The sequence below is a fragment of the Pseudoclavibacter sp. Marseille-Q434 genome (genome assembly GCF_050315415.1).
In the GTDB taxonomy this organism is placed as follows: Bacteria; Actinomycetota; Actinomycetes; order Actinomycetales; family Microbacteriaceae; genus Pseudoclavibacter.
In genome coordinates, this window is the sequence record NZ_JBNPQH010000003.1 from 386,581 (window position 1) to 402,748 (window position 16,168).

At 69.2% G+C, this 16,168-nt stretch carries 17 protein-coding genes and 1 tRNA gene; 6 read left to right on the top strand and 12 right to left on the bottom strand.

Translation table 11 applies throughout. The features are described from left to right. Positions 1-2 precede the first annotated feature (2 nt). The 3 genes from ACQFZP_RS13990 to ACQFZP_RS14000 all read right to left on the bottom strand — a co-directional run bounded on the left by ACQFZP_RS13990 (position 3) and on the right by ACQFZP_RS14000 (position 3,002). Positions 3-893 (bottom strand): PP2C family protein-serine/threonine phosphatase, encoded by an 891-nt coding sequence (locus tag ACQFZP_RS13990; protein WP_307852864.1) that lies wholly within the window; start codon positions 891-893, stop codon positions 3-5. A 131-nt stretch (positions 894-1,024) separates the two neighbouring features. Next, positions 1,025-2,680, bottom strand: a complete 1,656-nt coding sequence (locus ACQFZP_RS13995; RefSeq protein ID WP_211891719.1) for an ABC-F family ATP-binding cassette domain-containing protein — start codon at positions 2,678-2,680, stop codon at positions 1,025-1,027. Between the two features lie 246 nt (positions 2,681-2,926). Then, positions 2,927-3,002 (bottom strand) — tRNA-Glu (locus ACQFZP_RS14000). 173 nt (positions 3,003-3,175) lie between these two features. On the opposite strand from ACQFZP_RS14000, the gene ACQFZP_RS14005 reads away from it, so the two are divergent. Further along, positions 3,176-3,838, top strand: a complete 663-nt coding sequence (locus ACQFZP_RS14005) for an MBL fold metallo-hydrolase (RefSeq protein ID WP_104311251.1) — start codon at positions 3,176-3,178, stop codon at positions 3,836-3,838. Between the two features lie 64 nt (positions 3,839-3,902). Here the strand turns inward: ACQFZP_RS14005 and ACQFZP_RS14010 are convergent, their stop codons facing one another. From ACQFZP_RS14010 to ACQFZP_RS14025, 4 genes are all read right to left on the bottom strand, one after another. After that, positions 3,903-4,181 (bottom strand): DUF7218 family protein, encoded by a 279-nt coding sequence (locus ACQFZP_RS14010; protein ID WP_211891720.1) that lies wholly within the window; start codon positions 4,179-4,181, stop codon positions 3,903-3,905. Between the two features lie 56 nt (positions 4,182-4,237). Beyond that, positions 4,238-5,119, bottom strand: a complete 882-nt coding sequence (locus ACQFZP_RS14015) for an SDR family oxidoreductase (protein ID WP_104311249.1) — start codon at positions 5,117-5,119, stop codon at positions 4,238-4,240. 146 nt (positions 5,120-5,265) lie between these two features. Further along, a complete protein-coding gene (locus tag ACQFZP_RS14020) occupies positions 5,266-6,486 on the bottom strand; it encodes an MFS transporter (RefSeq protein WP_211891721.1) in 1,221 nt (406 codons plus the stop codon). Further along, positions 6,483-6,917, bottom strand: a complete 435-nt coding sequence (locus tag ACQFZP_RS14025) for an Lrp/AsnC family transcriptional regulator (RefSeq protein ID WP_211891722.1) — start codon at positions 6,915-6,917, stop codon at positions 6,483-6,485. The genes ACQFZP_RS14020 and ACQFZP_RS14025 overlap by 4 nt, the downstream gene beginning before the upstream one ends. A gap of 79 nt (positions 6,918-6,996) precedes the next feature. Between ACQFZP_RS14025 and ACQFZP_RS14030 the strand changes: the two genes are divergently transcribed. Both ACQFZP_RS14030 and ACQFZP_RS14035 read left to right on the top strand, forming a co-directional pair. Then, positions 6,997-7,908: an AzlC family ABC transporter permease gene (locus tag ACQFZP_RS14030; protein ID WP_249312503.1), complete on the top strand. Its 912-nt coding sequence runs from the start codon at positions 6,997-6,999 to the stop codon at positions 7,906-7,908. Beyond that, positions 7,901-8,224: a branched-chain amino acid transporter permease gene (locus ACQFZP_RS14035; protein ID WP_104311245.1), complete on the top strand. Its 324-nt coding sequence runs from the start codon at positions 7,901-7,903 to the stop codon at positions 8,222-8,224. Before ACQFZP_RS14030 ends, ACQFZP_RS14035 begins: the two co-directional genes overlap by 8 nt. A gap of 219 nt (positions 8,225-8,443) precedes the next feature. On the opposite strand, the gene ACQFZP_RS14040 is transcribed toward ACQFZP_RS14035, so the two are convergent. Further along, complete coding sequence (locus ACQFZP_RS14040) at positions 8,444-9,343, bottom strand: CPBP family glutamic-type intramembrane protease (RefSeq protein WP_211891723.1); 900 nt, start codon at positions 9,341-9,343, stop codon at positions 8,444-8,446. Between the two features lie 149 nt (positions 9,344-9,492). Continuing rightward, positions 9,493-9,639: a hypothetical protein gene (locus tag ACQFZP_RS14045; RefSeq protein WP_179557363.1), complete on the bottom strand. Its 147-nt coding sequence runs from the start codon at positions 9,637-9,639 to the stop codon at positions 9,493-9,495. Between the two features lie 97 nt (positions 9,640-9,736). On the opposite strand from ACQFZP_RS14045, the gene ACQFZP_RS14050 reads away from it, so the two are divergent. Beyond that, the gene (locus ACQFZP_RS14050) at positions 9,737-11,203 is read left to right on the top strand and encodes a PLP-dependent aminotransferase family protein (protein ID WP_249312504.1); all 1,467 of its coding nucleotides are present in this window, start codon (positions 9,737-9,739) and stop codon (positions 11,201-11,203) included. Positions 11,204-11,206: 3 nt separating this feature from the next. Then, complete coding sequence (locus tag ACQFZP_RS14055) at positions 11,207-12,046, top strand: Cof-type HAD-IIB family hydrolase (RefSeq protein WP_211891724.1); 840 nt, start codon at positions 11,207-11,209, stop codon at positions 12,044-12,046. Positions 12,047-12,646: 600 nt separating this feature from the next. Here the strand turns inward: ACQFZP_RS14055 and ACQFZP_RS14060 are convergent. Continuing rightward, positions 12,647-14,227 carry an HNH endonuclease signature motif containing protein gene (locus ACQFZP_RS14060; RefSeq protein ID WP_211891725.1) on the bottom strand — a complete coding sequence of 527 codons (1,581 nt, stop codon included), beginning with the start codon at positions 14,225-14,227 and terminating at the stop codon, positions 12,647-12,649. 208 nt (positions 14,228-14,435) lie between these two features. On the opposite strand from ACQFZP_RS14060, the gene ACQFZP_RS14065 reads away from it, so the two are divergent. Continuing rightward, positions 14,436-15,149 (top strand): GNAT family N-acetyltransferase, encoded by a 714-nt coding sequence (locus ACQFZP_RS14065; RefSeq protein WP_211891726.1) that lies wholly within the window; start codon positions 14,436-14,438, stop codon positions 15,147-15,149. A gap of 182 nt (positions 15,150-15,331) precedes the next feature. Here the strand turns inward: ACQFZP_RS14065 and ACQFZP_RS14070 are convergent, their stop codons facing one another. Together ACQFZP_RS14070 and ACQFZP_RS14075 are read right to left on the bottom strand one after the other, a co-directional pair. Beyond that, a complete protein-coding gene (locus ACQFZP_RS14070) occupies positions 15,332-15,478 on the bottom strand; it encodes a hypothetical protein (protein ID WP_181026920.1) in 147 nt (48 codons plus the stop codon). A 333-nt stretch (positions 15,479-15,811) separates the two neighbouring features. Further along, entirely contained in the window at positions 15,812-16,099 is a 288-nt protein-coding gene (locus tag ACQFZP_RS14075; protein ID WP_104311239.1) for a hypothetical protein, read from the bottom strand. Positions 16,100-16,168 lie beyond the last annotated feature (69 nt).

Consider the following 16,168-nt stretch of genomic DNA (forward strand, 5'->3'; position numbering starts at 1 on the left):
CGTTACCTCGGCGTCGTGTCTTCGAAGCTGTCGTCGGCCGGCGGAGCCGCGATCGGCCCCGTCGTCACGGTGGGCACCGCGGACGCCTGGTCGGCGTTCGCGTATTCGGAGTCGATGACGACGACGCTCACGTTGTCGCGTCCGCCGACCTCGACCGCCGTCTGCACGAGCGTCTCGGCGAGCGTCAGCTCGGGCTCCGGGTCGGAGTGGTACTCGAGCATGACCTGCGAGATCTGCTCGTCGCTGAGCTCCTTCGTGAGCCCATCCGAGCAGACGAGGAACACCTGGTGGCCGTGCACCGGCATGAGCCAGATGTCGGCCTCCACGTCGCTCTCGGAGCCGACGGCGCGGGTGATGACGTTGCGGTCGGGGTGGATGAGCGCGTCGGCGGCCGAGATGAGCCCCATGGCGACCATCTCCTGCACGGCCGAGTGGTCGACGGTGACCTGCACGAGCGCGCGGCCGTTCCAGCCGTACACGCGCGAGTCCCCGACGTTGAAGATCATCCAGTGCAGCAGCTCTGCGCCGAGGTCGGCGAGGTCGACGAGCGCGATGCCGGAGAGCGTCGTGCCCGCGACGGCGCCGGGGCCGTCGGCCTCGGTCACGAGGTCCTGCACCGCACGGTTCGCGCGGTCAATGGTGCGCAGCACGCGATCCGGCGTCGCGGGCTCCTCGACCTGGAACTCCTCGTCGAAGGTCGCGACCACGGTCTGGCTCGCGCGGTCGCCGTAGGCGTGACCGCCCATGCCATCGGCGACGAAGAAGACGGGCATTCGTGCGAGCACGGAGTCCTCGTTGACCTGGCGCACACTTCCGACGTCGCTGGCGGCACTCACGCGCAACGCGACGGCTTCCTCCGCGCGCGCGTACGACGAAGCCAGTTCAGTATTCACAAATAGCACCTCTGGAACTCTGCCCGGGTGGCCTGCCCCGAAGGCACACCTTGTACGCGTAGATCGCGCGTGCATCCATTGTGGCATTGCGGCGGCCCTGCTGCGAGACCCGCCGCGACCCCGTCCCGGCCTCACGCCTCTGCGATGACGCTCCCTGCCGGGTCGAGACCGAGTCGTCTGGTCACCCCCAGCCTCCCGAGGAACCGCTCGTCGTGGCTCACGACGAGGAGCGCTCCCCGGTAGTCGCCGAGCGCGCTGACGAGCTGCGCGGTCGATTCCCGGTCGAGGTTGTTGGTCGGCTCGTCCAGCAGCAGGAGCTGGGAGGCGGGGGTCGCGAGGAGGAGCCGAACGAGCGAGACCCGGAAGCGCTCGCCTCCGGAGAGCGAGGACACGGGCCGTTCGACGACGGCCCCGCGCAGCAGGAACCGAGCGAGCTGCGCTCTGAGCTCCTGCACGGAGGTCTCCGGCGCCGCCCGCTGCACGTTGTCCAGCACACTCGCCCCGTCGTCCAGACCGTCGAGGCGCTGGCGCAGGTATCCGACACGGTTGGTGGACGCGGTGACCCACGCTCCCCCGCGCGTGCCGATGCGCGCAGCCCCCTCGGCGCCGCCCGCGTCGGCCGAGGTGGCGATCGCCTCGAGGATCGTCGTCTTGCCCGAGCCGTTCGGACCGGTGAGGGCGATGCGCTCCGGCCCCATGATCACGATCGGCCGCAGCTCGCCCGCGGTATCCGGCAGCTCGAGGGTCGCGAGCCGACGCGACGACGCGACGTCGGGGTCGGGCAGCTGGATGCGGATGCTCGCGTCGTCCCTCACGCGCTCCTCCGCCCGGTCCACGGCGGCACGAGCGTCGGCGAGGCGCGCGTCGTGCTCCCCTCGGAGCTTGCCCGCGGACACCTGGGCGCGCGCCTTCTGCCCGTTCATGAGGATCTTCGGCGCCCGCTTGTTGGCCTGCGCCTTCTTCCCCGCTCGGAGGCTGCTTGCGATCTTCGCCTCCGCTTCTCGACGGTCGCGCTGCTCGGATCTGAGCGTGCCCTCGGCTGAGCGGAGGGCCTGGGCGGCCGCCATTCGCTCGCGTTCGAGCTGCTCGAGGTACGCGCTGTACCCGCCGCCGGTCAGGCTGAGCTCCCCTCGCCGGAGCTCGGCGATCTGGTCGACGTGCTCGAGCAGCTCCTCGTCGTGGCTGGCGATGACGAGCGTTCCACGCCACGATGCGACGAGCTCGGTGAGCCTGTCGCGCGCCCTCCGATCGAGGTTGTTGCTGGGCTCGTCGAGCAGCACGATCGGCGCACCGCCGAGGCGCAGACCGGCGACGGCCACGAGCATGGCCTCGCCGCCGGACAGGCTGCCGACGGTGCGGGTCAGCATCGCCTCGTCGAGACCGAGGCTTCGCAGCTCTGCCTCGGCGCGCAGCTCGATGTCCCAGTCATCCCCGAGCACGTCGTACACGGCCGTGTCGATGGAGCCGCCCTCGATGGCGCGCAGGGCCGCGATCTTCTTCTCGACGCCCAAGAGGGCGGTGACGGGGAGGCCAGTATGGAGGGTCAGCTGCTGCGGCAGGTAGGCGACGTCCGCATCCGCCCGGATCGTCCCGCGGCTCGGCGTGAGCGTGCCTGCGAGGAGGCGAAGCAGGGTCGATTTGCCGCTGCCGTTGCGGCCTACGAGGCCGGTCCTCCCCGGTGGGAAGGCGCCCGTGAGCGAGTCGAGTGCCCGCGTTCCGTCGGGCCAGCTCAGGCTGAGGCGCTCGAAGGCGAGTGGGGTGATGGTGTGAGGTGTCGACGTAGACACGATGCTCCCTGGTGGTTCAGTGCGCGCACTGACACCGGAAGCCTCAGAAGGTGGGTTCGACGGTCGTCAGCGCACAGTGTGCGTTGCGGGGGCGTCGAGAATCCTCACCGGCCTGCCAATCTGTCGGGAACAGGAACCATTCCAACGTATCCCCGAGCAGGGTGTCCGTCAACCGGGCCCGGGTGCTGGAACCTTCGCCACGCATGCAGAAAGCCCGGTTCGAGATGTCTCGAACCGGGCTTTCGTTGGTGATCCCAGCGGGATTCGAACCCGCGCTGCCGCCGTGAGAGGGCGGTGTCCTAGGCCGCTAAACGATGGGACCGTTTTGGCAACTCGGATATTCTGGCACACGGCGCGAAGACAATGCAAGTCGGGTTTCGGGTACGGCGCGTCGCGCGTCGTTCCGCGGGTCCTGTGCGGCCGACCAGACGCGGGTTGCTAGCGTTGTCGCATTGTCGCGCGTCCCACGGAGGCCGCATCTCATCAAGGGGGAACATGCGCCTCACCAAGCTCGAGCACGCCGCGCTTTCGATCGAGAAGAGCGGGTCGCGGCTCTTCATAGATCCGGGCAAGTTCACGACCCCGATCACCGAGGCGGCGGGGACGGTCGCCATCGTCATCACGCACGAGCACGACGACCACTGGACTCCGGAGCAGCTGACGCGCATCCTGGCCAGGAACCCGAAGACCCCGATCTTCACGACGCCCTCGGCCGCCGAGAAGATCCTCGCCGCCGATCTCCCGGACATCGGAGAGGTCATCGACGTCTCCGCTGGCGAATCGGTGCTGGTCGGAGGCTTCGATCTCGCGTTCTTCGGCGGCGAGCATGCCATCATCCACAGTTCGATCCCCCGCATCGAGAACGTCGGCGTGCTCGTCGAGCACGGCGCGCTCTACTACGGGGGCGACGCCTACAGTGCGCCGGAGGGCATCGACATCGACGTGCTGGCCGTGTGCGCGAACGCACCGTGGATGCGCATCGCGGAGTCGATGGACTACATCGAGCGGGTGCGCCCCAAGCGGGTGCTGCCCGTGCACGAGATGCTGCTCGCCAAGGTCGGGAAGTCGCTGGCGACGACTCGGCTCCGCGAGTCGGCGGAGCGCGCAGGTGCACTGCTCGTGGACCTGCAGCCCTTCGAGACGCTCGAACTCGACTGACGGCCGCCGCCCCGCTCGGGACGGGCTCTCGTGAGCTCATCCCCAGCGGGGCAGGCAAGTCCGCTCAGTGCTCGCGGAGCATCTCGATGAGCTCGTCCTTGCGCTTGTCCGAATAGCCCGCGAGGTCGAGCTCCTTCGCGCGCTGCTTGAGGTCCGCGACGGTCCAGTCCTCGTACGATCCGGATTCGCCGCCCTTCTTCCCGACCTCACTCCGCCCCTTCTTGGCGGCGGCGTTCGAGATGCGTGCGGCCTTCTCCTTCGAGTTGCCCTCGTCGCGCAGCTTCTCGTAGAGCTCCTGGTCCTTCAGGCTCGGCTGGTCGTCGGCGTTCGAGTTCTTGGGCATGATCCGCTCCTCTCGCTTCGATCCGGGTCGGGTCGCCTGTTCGGCGTCCGTCGACGTCAGAGGTTCTTGCCGCCCGTGACGGCGATGATCGCTCCGGTCGTGTAGGTGGCGTCGTCGGAGGCCAGGTAGACGTAGGCGCCCGCCAGCTCAGCCGGCTGACCGGCCCGCCCCAGGGGCGTGTCCTGGCCGAAGCTCGCGAGCTTCTCCTCGTCCCAGCCCGTGGCCGGGATGAGGGGCGTCCAGATTGGGCCAGGGGCGACGGCGTTGACGCGGACGCCCTTCGGACCGAACTCCTTCGCCATCGACTCGGTGAGCGACACGAGGGCTGCCTTCGTCATGGCGTAGTCGAACAGGCCGTCGCTCGGCTCGTAGCCCTGCACGGACGACGAGAAGATGACGGATGCTCCCGGCGGCAGGTGCTCTTCCGCGGCACGAAGCGTGTAGATGGGCGCCTCGAGGTTCGTCTCGATGACGCGACGGATCTCCTCCGTCGGCGTCTCGCCGATGCTCGTCCGGTCGCGCTGGTAGGCGGCGTTGAGGACAAGCAGGTCGATGCCTCCGAAGGCGGCGACCGTCGCGTGCACGATCTCGGAGCAGTACTGCTCGTTCCGGAGGTCACCAGGGAGCAGGAGCCCGGTCTCGCCGGCCTCGTTGATCAGGCGCGCGGTCTCCTGCGCGTCCGCCTCCTCTTCCGGCAGGTACGAGATGGCGACTTTCGCACCCTCTCGCGCGTAGGCGAGGGCAACGGCGCGGCCGATGCCGGAGTCGCCACCGGTGATGAGGGCGCGGCGGCCTTTGAGCCGCCCGTGGCCCGTGTAGCTGCTCTCCCCGTGGTCGGGGGCGGGTGTGGTCTCGGTGGTGAGGCCGGGCTGCTGCTGCTCCTGGCCGGGGAAGCCGGAGTCGCTGAAGCGGTTTCTGGGGTCGGTGAGTGCGGTCATCGTTCGCCTCCGTCTGATCGGTGGTTCGTGGTGATCGTGGTCTGGCATCGACGCGGCGGTTCGCGGCGCAATGTACCGACGACGCTAGGGATCGAACGTTGACGTTCCCTGATCAGCAGGTGCGTGCGCGCTCAGTGCGGCGCGCGTCACCGGGTGCGTCGCGCGCTGAACGCGACCAGGGCGGCGCATCCGCTCGCCACGACGGCGACGGTCACGAGCAGGGAGGTCATGCCGAACGTCGGTGCCAGCGCGGAGAGGATGGCGGGGAGAGCGAAGCCGATGTAGGTGAGCGCGTAGTACAGGCCGGTGAGGCCCGCCAGGTTGCGGCTCCCCGCCATCGCCTGCACCTCCACGAGGCCGGTGAGCATGCAGATGCCGTACGCCCCACCGAGGAGGACGCCGGCCGCGCACGCGAGCAGCGGAGACTGGACGGCGACGTTGGCGGCGACGATGAGGGCCCCAACGGCGAGGAGCCCGAGGCCGACCGAGCCGGAGGCGCCGCCGACGCGCGCGGCGATGCGCGGCACGCTGGGCTGGATGAGGAACCCGACCGTGAGCGTGACGAGCGTGAGGAGGGCTGCGAACGCTATCTCGAGTCCCCCGAGCCGCTCGACGACGATGGCCGGCGAGACGGCGAACGCCAGCGCGGGAGCCGCGAAGACCCACGGTGCCATCGGCAGGATGACCGTGAGGAAGCGACGACGGTGCTCGGGCGCGATGGCCACGTCGACGATCGGTCGAGGCGGCCGTTCCTCACCCGATCGAAGGGACTGCGGGCCGGCGGTCTCGGTTCCCCGTGCGAGCGCGATGGCGGCGACGGCCGTGAGCGCGAGCTGCACGACGTACGGGGTCACGGTGGGCCAGGGCGCCCACTGCGCGAGGAGGCCGGCGACGACGGCGCCGAGGAGGAATCCGCCGGTGATGGTGAGCGAGGCGCGCCTCGCCGCGATGGCGGGTGCCACGGTTCCGCTCGAGAGCTCGCGGATCCAGGTCGTGCCGACGACCATCGCGAAGGCCACCGAGACGCCGGACAGGAGGCGCCCGACCATCATCGCGGTCGGGCTCGCGCTGCCGAGGGCGAGCACAACCGCGGCGACGACACTCAGCGTCACCGAGGCGATCATGACCGGCCTGCGGCCGAAGCGGTCGGAGAGGGAGCCTGCGATGAGGAAGCCGGGAATGAGGCCCAGGATGTAGGCGCCGAAGAAGAGGTCGACCTGCAGCGCCGAGTAGCCCTCGACCTTGCGGTAGAGGAGCAGGAGCGGCGTGAACTGGTTGCCGCCCCAGGCCATCATGAGGACAGCGGGGGCCGCGGCGATCCAGGCCCGCTCGCGTCGTGGCGCGGGCGACGGGGACGCCGCGCTCACCCCTTGAGCACCTTCATCGTGAAGTGAGAGGTGACGCGGTGGACGCCGGGGAGCCGCCAGATCTTCTCGCGCAGCAGCTTCTCGAAGCTCTCGAGGTCGGCCACCTCGACGCGGAACGCGTAGTCAGGCGAGCCGAACATGCGGCGCACCTCGGTCACCTCGGTGAGCTCGACGGCCTGCGACTCGAACGCCTCCACCGTGGAGTGCGCCTGACTCGTGAGGTCGACGTCGATGAGCACCTTGAAGGCCCGCCCCACCTTGTCCGGGTTGACCTCGGCGTGATAGCCGAGCAGTACGCCGTCCTCCTCCAGGCGCCGCACGCGGCGCAGGCAGGGCGCCGGCGTCAGCCCGACGCGCTGCGCGAGTTCGGCGTTCGTGAGTCGGGCGTTCTCTTGCAGTTCGCGCAGGATTGCGCGATCGATGGTGTCCACACTTGATTATTGCCGAATCTGACGCCGCAAGGCTCCAATTCGCTCTCGGCATGCGCGCCCGACGTGCCAAGATCTCCGCATGACCACCCCAGACGCCGAAGCCCGCGACGCCGCGCCTCCTAGGCCCGCCGCGACGAGGCCTCGGGATGCGCGTGCGCTGGGCATGCGCGCAGGCACGGGCAGGGCCGCGAACGCGGGAGCAGGAGGGAATGAGCGCGCGAACACCGCCGCGGGCCCGGATCCGAGCCTGACCGCGACACTGGCCCCAACCCTGGCGGCCCCATCGACCCGCGGCGCGCGCATCCGAGCTGGACTCCGCGACTCGCTCGCGGCGGGCCTCGGCGTGGTGCCGCTCGGGGTGGCCTTCGGGGTGCTGGTCATGCAGGCTGGGCTGCCCTGGTGGGTCGCGCCGTCGCTGTCGGTGTTCGTCTACGCGGGGTCGATCGAGCTCCTGCTCGTGGGCCTCATCGCGGCGGGAACACCGATCGCGACGATGGCGCTCACGACCTTCTTCGTCAACTTCCGGCACGTGTTCTACGCGTTCTCGTTCCCGCTGCACCTCGTGCGCGGGCGCCTCGCCCGCCTCTACTCGATCTGGGCGATGACCGATGAGGCCTACGCGATCGTGACACCCATCCCTCCCGCGCAGCGCTCCGCGACTCGCCTCCTCACCCTGCAGCTCGCCCTCCAGGCCTACTGGGTCGGCGGGGGCCTGGCCGGCGTGGCGCTGGCAAGCATCCTCCCCGGCGAGATCAAGGGCCTCGAGTTCTCGCTGTGTGCGCTCTTCACGGTGCTGGCTCTTGACGCGATCCGCTCCCGCGAGGATGTGCCGTCGCTGCTCATCGCCGGTTTGAGCGTCTCGCTGGGGCTGCTCTTCGTGCCGGACGCTCCGCTCTTCGCGGCGCTCATCCTCTTCGCCGTGGCGCTCGCGGTGCGCGCGCTGTTGGCCGCGAGGCGCGACCGCGGGGAGGCGCAGGTGAGCGATGTCTGACGTGTGGTGGTTCGTCGGGGCGCTCGCCGTCTGCGGTGGTATCACGTTCGCGCTGCGCGCGGTGCCGTTCGCGGCGCTCAAGCCGTTGCGCGATTCGAAGACGGTGCAGCGGCTTGCCGTGTGGATGCCCGCGGGGATCCTCGCGATCCTCGCGGTGGTCACCTTCAGCGATTTCGCCGTCGAGCCGCGCACATCCTTGTGGGCGGCGATTGCGCTTGCCGTGACGATCGGCGTGCACCTGGGGTTCGGGCGCCGGACGCTGCTCAGCGTCGGGCTCGGGACGGCAACCTTCGTCGTGCTCGTGAACCTCTTCTAGACGATCACCCGCACGGCCGGCGCTCGCGCTCGCGCCCCTGAGCCATCTCGACGGCCTGCTTCACCTCCACCCCTGATGCACCTCGGCCCCTGCCTCACCGCGGCTCTTGCTTCACCGCGGCCCTGTGGGCTTCCAGCAGCGCGACTCGCGGACGTCGTACCCGGCAGCTGCCCTACCTGGCGGCCATCATGCGTGGCGCCGTCGTTGCTGGCGGCCGTCTCACCTGGCAGCGCTGTGGCGTCGTCGCAGCCAGCTGAAGGCGATGACCGAGATGGTCGCGTAGCCGGCGAAGAAGAGCAGCATCCCGAGGTCGTCCATCTCGTACTGGACGCTCTCGCCGCCGAGCACGAGGCGGTTCATGGTGAGCCACCCGAGGTGGGCGCCGACGCTCGTCCAGACGGTGGCGGATGCGGTGGCGTCGCGCGCGCAGATCAGGAGGTATCCGAAGGCGGCGAGCATCGTGTAGTAGACGATGGGGTCCTCGCCCGCCGGCGCCAGCAGGACCTCGTCGCCCGTCCCGCGAGCAGCCGCGAGGGCACCTTGGAACGTGATGGCCAGAATCGGGACGACGAGGAACGTCGCGATGTTGAGGAGGGCTGCCGGGGCGGGCGGGAAGGCATCGCGGAGGTTCGTGAGCGCGTAGCCGCGGATCGCGAGTTCCTCCGGGACGGCTTCGAGGAGGAGCGCGACGACGGTGTTGGTGGCGAGGAACCCGAGGAGTCGCACGGGGTCGAGGGCGATGAGGCTCACGACGCCGGTGACCTCGAGCGCCAGGAGCATGGCGAGGCCGGCGGCGACGAGGGTGCCGAGGCCGAGGGCGAACCCGGAGGCGTCGGCCCGGAGGCCCGTGAGCCCGATGCCGGCGAGCGATCGGCGATCCCACCGACGCCGAAGGAGCAGGATGACGCCGACGACGATGAGCGTGACGCAGCACGCCACGAGCACTCGGGATCCGAACCCGCTCGCGGCGGTCGCGTCGACCCCGAAGAGGAACGACGAGACCTCGGTGGAGACCACGAGGCCGGTCGCCATGACGGCGGCAGCCACCAGGGCTCGAGCGGTTGCGACCCCTCGGCCGAGGGTCGCAACTCGCCGCCGTCCGTGCTCTGCGCCTGCCATGCCGCCTCCCCCAGCTTGCGGCCAGTGTATTGGTCGCGACGTCGCATCACGGGCGGGGGCACGAGGGCCGAGTCGTTGGCGTCGGTCGTGAACTGGTTCGAGCGCGTGGGTCGTGGCCGGGCGCCGGCCGGGTCGTGAGCGCGGGCTGACTAGAGCGGCTGGCGCGAGTCGTAATTGGACTGCAGTGGGCGCGCCCGGTAGCCGTCCCGCATCATGACGACGAGGGTGGCTGCCACCCCGGCTGCAGCGATGAGGGCGACGATGAGAGCGATGACGATGAGCGGGCTGAGTTCCATGGGCCACCTCCGTGATGGTGCGCGAGTCGTGCTGTTGGGCACATCCAATCGCTGTATTGGCCTGGCCGTCGCGGTCCACTTCGCGCATACTGGATCCATGGAGTCAACGTCTGGTTCTCGCATCTCTGCCCGCACCCTGCTGTCGTTGGCGGGTGAGCTGCGCGACGATTCGGCGGCATACGAGGCCCTGGCCGAGCGCATCCGCCTGCTGATCGTCGACGGGCGCATTCCCGTCGGCACTCGCCTGCCGTCTGAGCGGGAGCTCGCCGTGCAGTCTGGCCGGAGCCGCACGACGATCGTGGCCGCGTATCAGTCGCTGCGTGACAGCGGGCACGTGCTGAGTCGCCAGGGGTCCGGGAGTCGCGTGACGCTCCCCCGGCTCGGTCGGCAGGACTACCGTCCGACTGGGGAGGGTGAGAACTTCGGCGTGGACTTCGCGCGGGCGGTGCCGCCACCGGTCGAGGGGCTCGCGGAGATCATCGCGGACGCGTCGAGCTCGATGCCGCTCGCGCTCGCTGCCCCGGGTTTCGACCTCCTGGGAACGCTGTCGCTGCGGTCGGCGATCGCGGACCGGTACACGGCGCGGGGTCTTCCGACGACGGCAGACCAGATCATCGTGACGATGGGTGCGCAGCACGCGATCTCGTTGACGGCGCACACGCTGCTCACGCGGTCGGATGTGGTGCTCGTGGAGTCGCCCACGTATCCGCACGCCTACGAGGCGATGCGGCGGGCGGGCGCGCGGCTCATCGCGACGCCGGTCACGACGGGCGGGTGGGAGATCGATCATCTGGTCGAGACGATCGAGCGCATGCGTCCGGCGCTCGCGTACCTGATCCCGGACTTCCATAATCCGACGGGGGCGTCGATGCGGCCCGAGGATCGCGTGCGCGTGACGGAGGCGGCGCGTGCGGCTGGCACGATTCTGATCGTGGACGAGACGACCGCTGACCTGTCCATCGACCGGCCGTGGGACGACGGCCCCTTTGCGCGCCACGCGCGGGGGGCGTCTCCGTTCTCCGGTTCGGGGGTCGTGACGGTCGGGTCGCTGAGCAAGGCCGCTTGGGCTGGCCTGCGCATCGGCTGGATCCGGGCCGATGCGGCGCTGATTCGCCGGTTCGTGCAGGCGCGCCCTGCGGGTGATCTTGGGACGCCGCAGATCGAGCAGCTTCTTGCGGAGCGGATCGTGCGGGCCCTGCCCGAGCTGCTGCCGCGGCGCCGCGAGCAGATGCGTCGCCACCGGGACGCACTGCATGAGGCGCTGAGCTTGCATCTGCCGGAGTGGCATGTGCCGCTGCCTGATGGTGGCTTGTCGATGTGGGTGCATCTCGCTCAGTCGGCGAGCTCCGCCATGACGTCGCTGTCGGAGGCGCGCGGGTTGGCGCTGGTCGCTGGGCCGAAGTTCTCGATCGATGGGAGCCTTGAGCGGTTCCTGCGGGTGCCGTTCACGGCGCCGATCGCTGACCTGGAGGCGGGCACTCGGATGCTTGCTGATGCGTGGGCGCAGCTGTCGGTTCGTGACGTCCGGTCGATGGCGGATACGCGTCTTCCTGAGATGGTGTAGTCCATGGTTCTCTTCATCAGCGACATCGACGGCACCTTGCTGAGCGCGCAGCGGACTCTTTCGTCCAGGACGATCGAGGCGATCTCGGCGGTTCGGGCCGCCGGCCACCACTTCGTGCTCTGTTCGTCGAGGCCCCCCGAGTCGATGAGGGTGCTCGAGCGCCTGTACGGCGGTATCGGGTCGCCTTTGGTGGCGTACAACGGCGGGCTGGTGCTCTCGGGGAGCGGTGAGGTGCAGCATGATGTGCCGATCGCGCCCGCGGATGCGCGGTTCGTCGCCGATCACTGCGAGGCGTCCGGGTTGCATGCGAGTTTCTTCGCCGGTGAGCACTGGTACGCCTGGAACGAGGACGAGTGGACCGAGCGGGAGCGCACGCACACGTGGGTGCACCCGGAGGCGACTTCGGCGTTGGAGTTCGTCGCGTCTGGGGAGGTGGATGCGACTCCTCCGCACAAGATCATGTGCATGGGTGCTCCGGCGCTGGTGGATGCGCTTGAGGTGGCGCTTGGTGCGCGTTCCGGTGTTGTGAGCTACCGGTCGAAGGACACCTACTTGGAGATCGCGAACGCGGACTGTTCGAAGGGCACTGGCCTGCTTGCTGTTGCGCAGCAGCTGGGGGTTGGTTCCGAGGACCTGTATTACTTCGGCGACAACTACAACGATCTGCCGGCGTTCGAGGTGGTCGGCCATCCGATCGCGGTGGCGAACGCGCGGGCCGAGGCGCTCGCGGTGGTCGAGTCGGTGATTCCGAGCAACGTTGACGATGGGGTTGCGGTCTTCCTCGAGGAGTGGCTCGAGGCGTGGCTCGAGGCGCAGATTGATGCGGCGCGACCAGTCCACTGACCCCCGAGTGGACCGCGACACGCCCGGGCGGATGCGATTGGATTGCAATATCCGGCATCCGCCGGCAGATCACGGAGGTGGACCCATGGAACTTCTTGTTATTGGTATCGGGGTTGTGGCGGTTGTCGCCTTCGCCGCTGAGACTGTCCGCGCTGTCCGCAAGGACGGTTATGCGCAGCGCCCTACGCGTTTCGGCTACAACACTCGTCAGCCGCAGCTCTAGTCGCGCTGCTGCACGCCGCTCCCTCTGAGCGGAGTTGGACAGCAACCGGTGCCGCCCTGGTCTTCGTGATCTCGGCGGCACTTTCGCGTTTCGGCGCCGACCTTTCGATGTTCCGCGCCAGGCCCGCGGAGGACTGAGCCTGCCACACGGGAGGCTTCAGGGTCCTCGGTTGATCACGGCCTTCGCTTGATCACGGTCATCGGCTGGTCAGGGTCCTCGGTTGATCAAGGTCTTCGGTTGAACGCGGTCATCGGCTGGTCAGGGTCCTCGACTGGTTGAGGTCCTCGGTTGATCAGAGTCATCGGTTGATCAGAGTCATCGGTTGGTCAAGGTCATCGGCTGGTCAGGGTCTTCGGTTCGTCAGGGTCTTCGGTTGATCAGGGTCTCCGGTTGATTGCTGGGCGTGCGGTTGGGACGCTGCTGGTGGTGTAGCTGCCGCGGCGGGCGGTTCTGCGTGGGGCGTGATGCCCGAGGGCGGGGACGACGCGCCAGCGTCCGCTGCCACTGTTGCTGCTGTTGTTGCCGTTGCGTCCGTTGCTCCCGTTGTTGCCGTTGGTGAGGACGAGTCGTCCTCGGTGCACTTCGTGGTGGTGGAAGGAGCAGAGCAGGATGCCGTGTTTCGCGTCGGTGGGTCCGCCTTCGCTCCAGGGCTGTGCGTGGTGCACTTCGCACCAGCGCACGGGTGCGCTGCAGCCGGGCGCCCGGCATTGCCGGTCGCGGATCGCGATGGCTCGTCGTTGGGCGGTGGTGAAGAGTCGTTGTTTGCGGCCGAGGTCGAGGATCTCCCCGGTGCTGCTGCGGGTCGCGACGCGGATGAACCCGTCGCACAGCAGCTGCGCGGCGACGCTCGGCGGGACTGGTTCCCCGGTGCGCTCGAGGTGCGGGACGTCCTCGGGACGGGTCGCGGTTCCGGCGATGCCGGCTTTGGTGGTCACGATGATGACGGTGGGCGCTTCGCCGCCGGTTCGGGGCGCGTCTGGGGATTCGGCGTAGGCGCGGACGAGCATCGTGAGCGCGTCGATGCGCTGCTGCTCGATCGAGCGCGGGTCCACCAGCGGAACCTCGACGTTGACGTTGACGTTGACGTTGTCGTTGTCGCTGTCGGTGTGCGCGTTGTCGTCGTCCAGCGGGAGCTCGTTGGCGCCGAGCGCTGGGGCGAGGGGTTCGCCGCACTCGGACGCGGCCGGGAACTCCACCCTGCGCCGCGGCGAGAGCAGCGCGTCGAACACCGATAAGAGCTGCTCGCCCTGCTCGGGTGTTGCCACGAACTTCCCGGTGACCGCGCCGTCGCTGCGCCGGGAGATCCACAGGCCGCGCTCTTCCGCGATCTTGTCGGCCCGCGGCTCGTCGCCGTCGGGATCCAGGTAGGACACCCACGTCGCGGCCTGCACCTCCAGCACCTTCGGCACGGCCGGCTGCTCGTCTTCCGGGTTCACCCCGCACGCCGACGCGACCAGCTCCATCTCGGCCCGCTCGAGCTCGTCGACATCCACGCGGTTCCCGGTGCGATCCAGGCCCTTCGTGATCGCCGACGCCTGCGCGATCGACATGACCGCCGACCCGACCGCCTGAGATACGGCCGGATACCTCGCCGGGATCGGCTCGCCCGTCACGCTCATCCGCTCCCGCGTCGCCGCCGCCACCCGCACCAGCGTGCTCGCCTCGAACGGCCGCACCGCGAGCACCTGCTCCACCATCGCCGTCAGGTTCCGAAACCCCGACTTCCGCGCCACCGACCCCGCCCGCGGCGACTCATCCTCCCGCCGCAGCAACTCGCCCGCGACCTCCACCAACGCCGCATCCAACACACGCCGACGAGCCGCCAACTCCCGCAACGCGACCACGATCTCCGCATCCGGAAGCCCCGCCAACTGACACCGCGCCTCCAGGAGCGCATCGACCACAGCCGTCTCCGTCGACGACTCGCGATGCGCCTCCTGCTCGAACTGCGATGCCACGATAACCTCCCCCAAGATCACCACCAGCCTAGCACTGGACCGCACCAGAAACTAGTGGTTGACCAGGGATTGTGGAAGAACATCGAAACTAGTTTCGACATCATTCGCGCTCACGGATATCCCCTGATGGCAAGAGTGATTCCTTCGGAAGACAGGCGATCTCGGTGCTCCTGCGCCCCAGCAATCGCGCGCGACTTACGCTGACGGGATGACCTTCACGCCACGAGTTGTCGCCCACGAGGCGCTCACGCGTGCCGACCTCGCGGCCCTGCGGACGCTCTTCGATCGCGAGTACCTCGACGAGCACGGGCCGTGGGATCCCGACCACCCATACGGCTACGCGCCGGCTTCCATGCACGCCATCGTCCACGACGCGGCCGGGACTGTCGTGGCGCACGTCGGATTTCAGCCCCGAGAGATCACGGTCGGCGATTCCAGCACCGTCGTCGCGGGCACGGGAGGAGTCCTCGTCGACGCCCGATTTCGCGGCCGAGGGCTGGGCGACCTGGCCATGTCGGCCGCTCAAGCAGCCATGCGAGCCAACCTGGACCTTGAGTACGGCTACCTCGGTTGCCGAGAGGAGGTCGTCCCGTTCTACGAGCGCACCGGCTGGCACCGCATCCGCGTGACAGAGCAGAGCGTCTCGCGCGCGCCCGCGACGAGACGCACGCCCACGCCGGACGGCACGCCAACGCCGAGCGGAACTGCTGCGCCACGCGGCATTCCCGAGACGAGCGCGACTCCCGAGACGAGCGGCATGTCCACGCCGGACGGCACTCCCGCGATGAGTGGCACGCCTTCGACGAGCGGCACTCCCGAGACGATCCTCGAGCACGGCGCACCCGTGCTCATCTACCCGCTCCGGGGCGACGTCTACGCCTGGCCGCCTGGCCCGGTCGATCTGCGGGGCCGACCCTGGTGAGTGCGCGCGAACTCGAGAGCTGAGCGTCCTCCGCGTCAGAACGTTCGGACTCCCCCAGCCAGGGAGCCGTGATAGAAGCACGCTCGGGCCCCCTCAGCCTGGCGGGCCGTGACGGCACCGTGCTCGGCTGCGTCCGCCGCCGCCCCGCGACCGCCGGCTGTCGACTGTCGGCTGTCGGCTAGCTAGGACGACGACCTCGGCCCTTCGCCGGCATCCCCCGCCGCCTGCGCCTCGAGTTCGCGGAGGCGCTTGAGCCGGGCCCAGGGCACGAACCCGATCCACATGACGGATGCGATGGCTGCGCCCATGATCATCGACGAGATATCCATGTCATCCACCCTACGAACTGCGCCTCAGCCACCGCATCGGCTGCACGACGGACGTCACCCTGTCCTGCTGATGGACCCGCGCGGTCCGACGGCCACGCGGTGATCGCTCGATCACCGACGTCACCGACGTCACCGGCTCAACTGAGCACCGCACGGCCGCCGCACGCTCACCGCTCCCAGCCCGCACCGCCCGGTCACCCTGCACAGAGGACTCCGGTCACCGCGAACCCCGCCAGGTCATTCGCAGACACCGCCTGGTCACCGCGAACCCCGCCAGGCCACCGCAGACACCGCCAGGCCATCCCAGAAACACCACCCAGTGCCGCGCCTCCCCTACTCGCCGCCCCACCGCCGGTCGCTGCGGTCGAGGAGCACGTAGACCGTGCGGATGAACGCGACGAACGCCCCGACCCCGCACACGCCGCTGACGGCGATGGACGCCCACAGCACGACGCCGAGCGTCTCCTGGTGATCCGTGCCGACGGCGAGCTGCGTGGAGGCGAGCGTCGAGACGACCCCGCTGAGCACCCCGATGAGGAGGAACACGGTCCACCACATGAACGACGTCGCCGCCGACCCGTCTGCGGCTGATCTGAAGGTGCGCTGGTGGTGCGGGGTCATGCGTCCAGTCTGCCGATCTGGTGCAGCCGATGAATCCCCGGAGACCCACGCGAGACCTGGGTCGTCGCG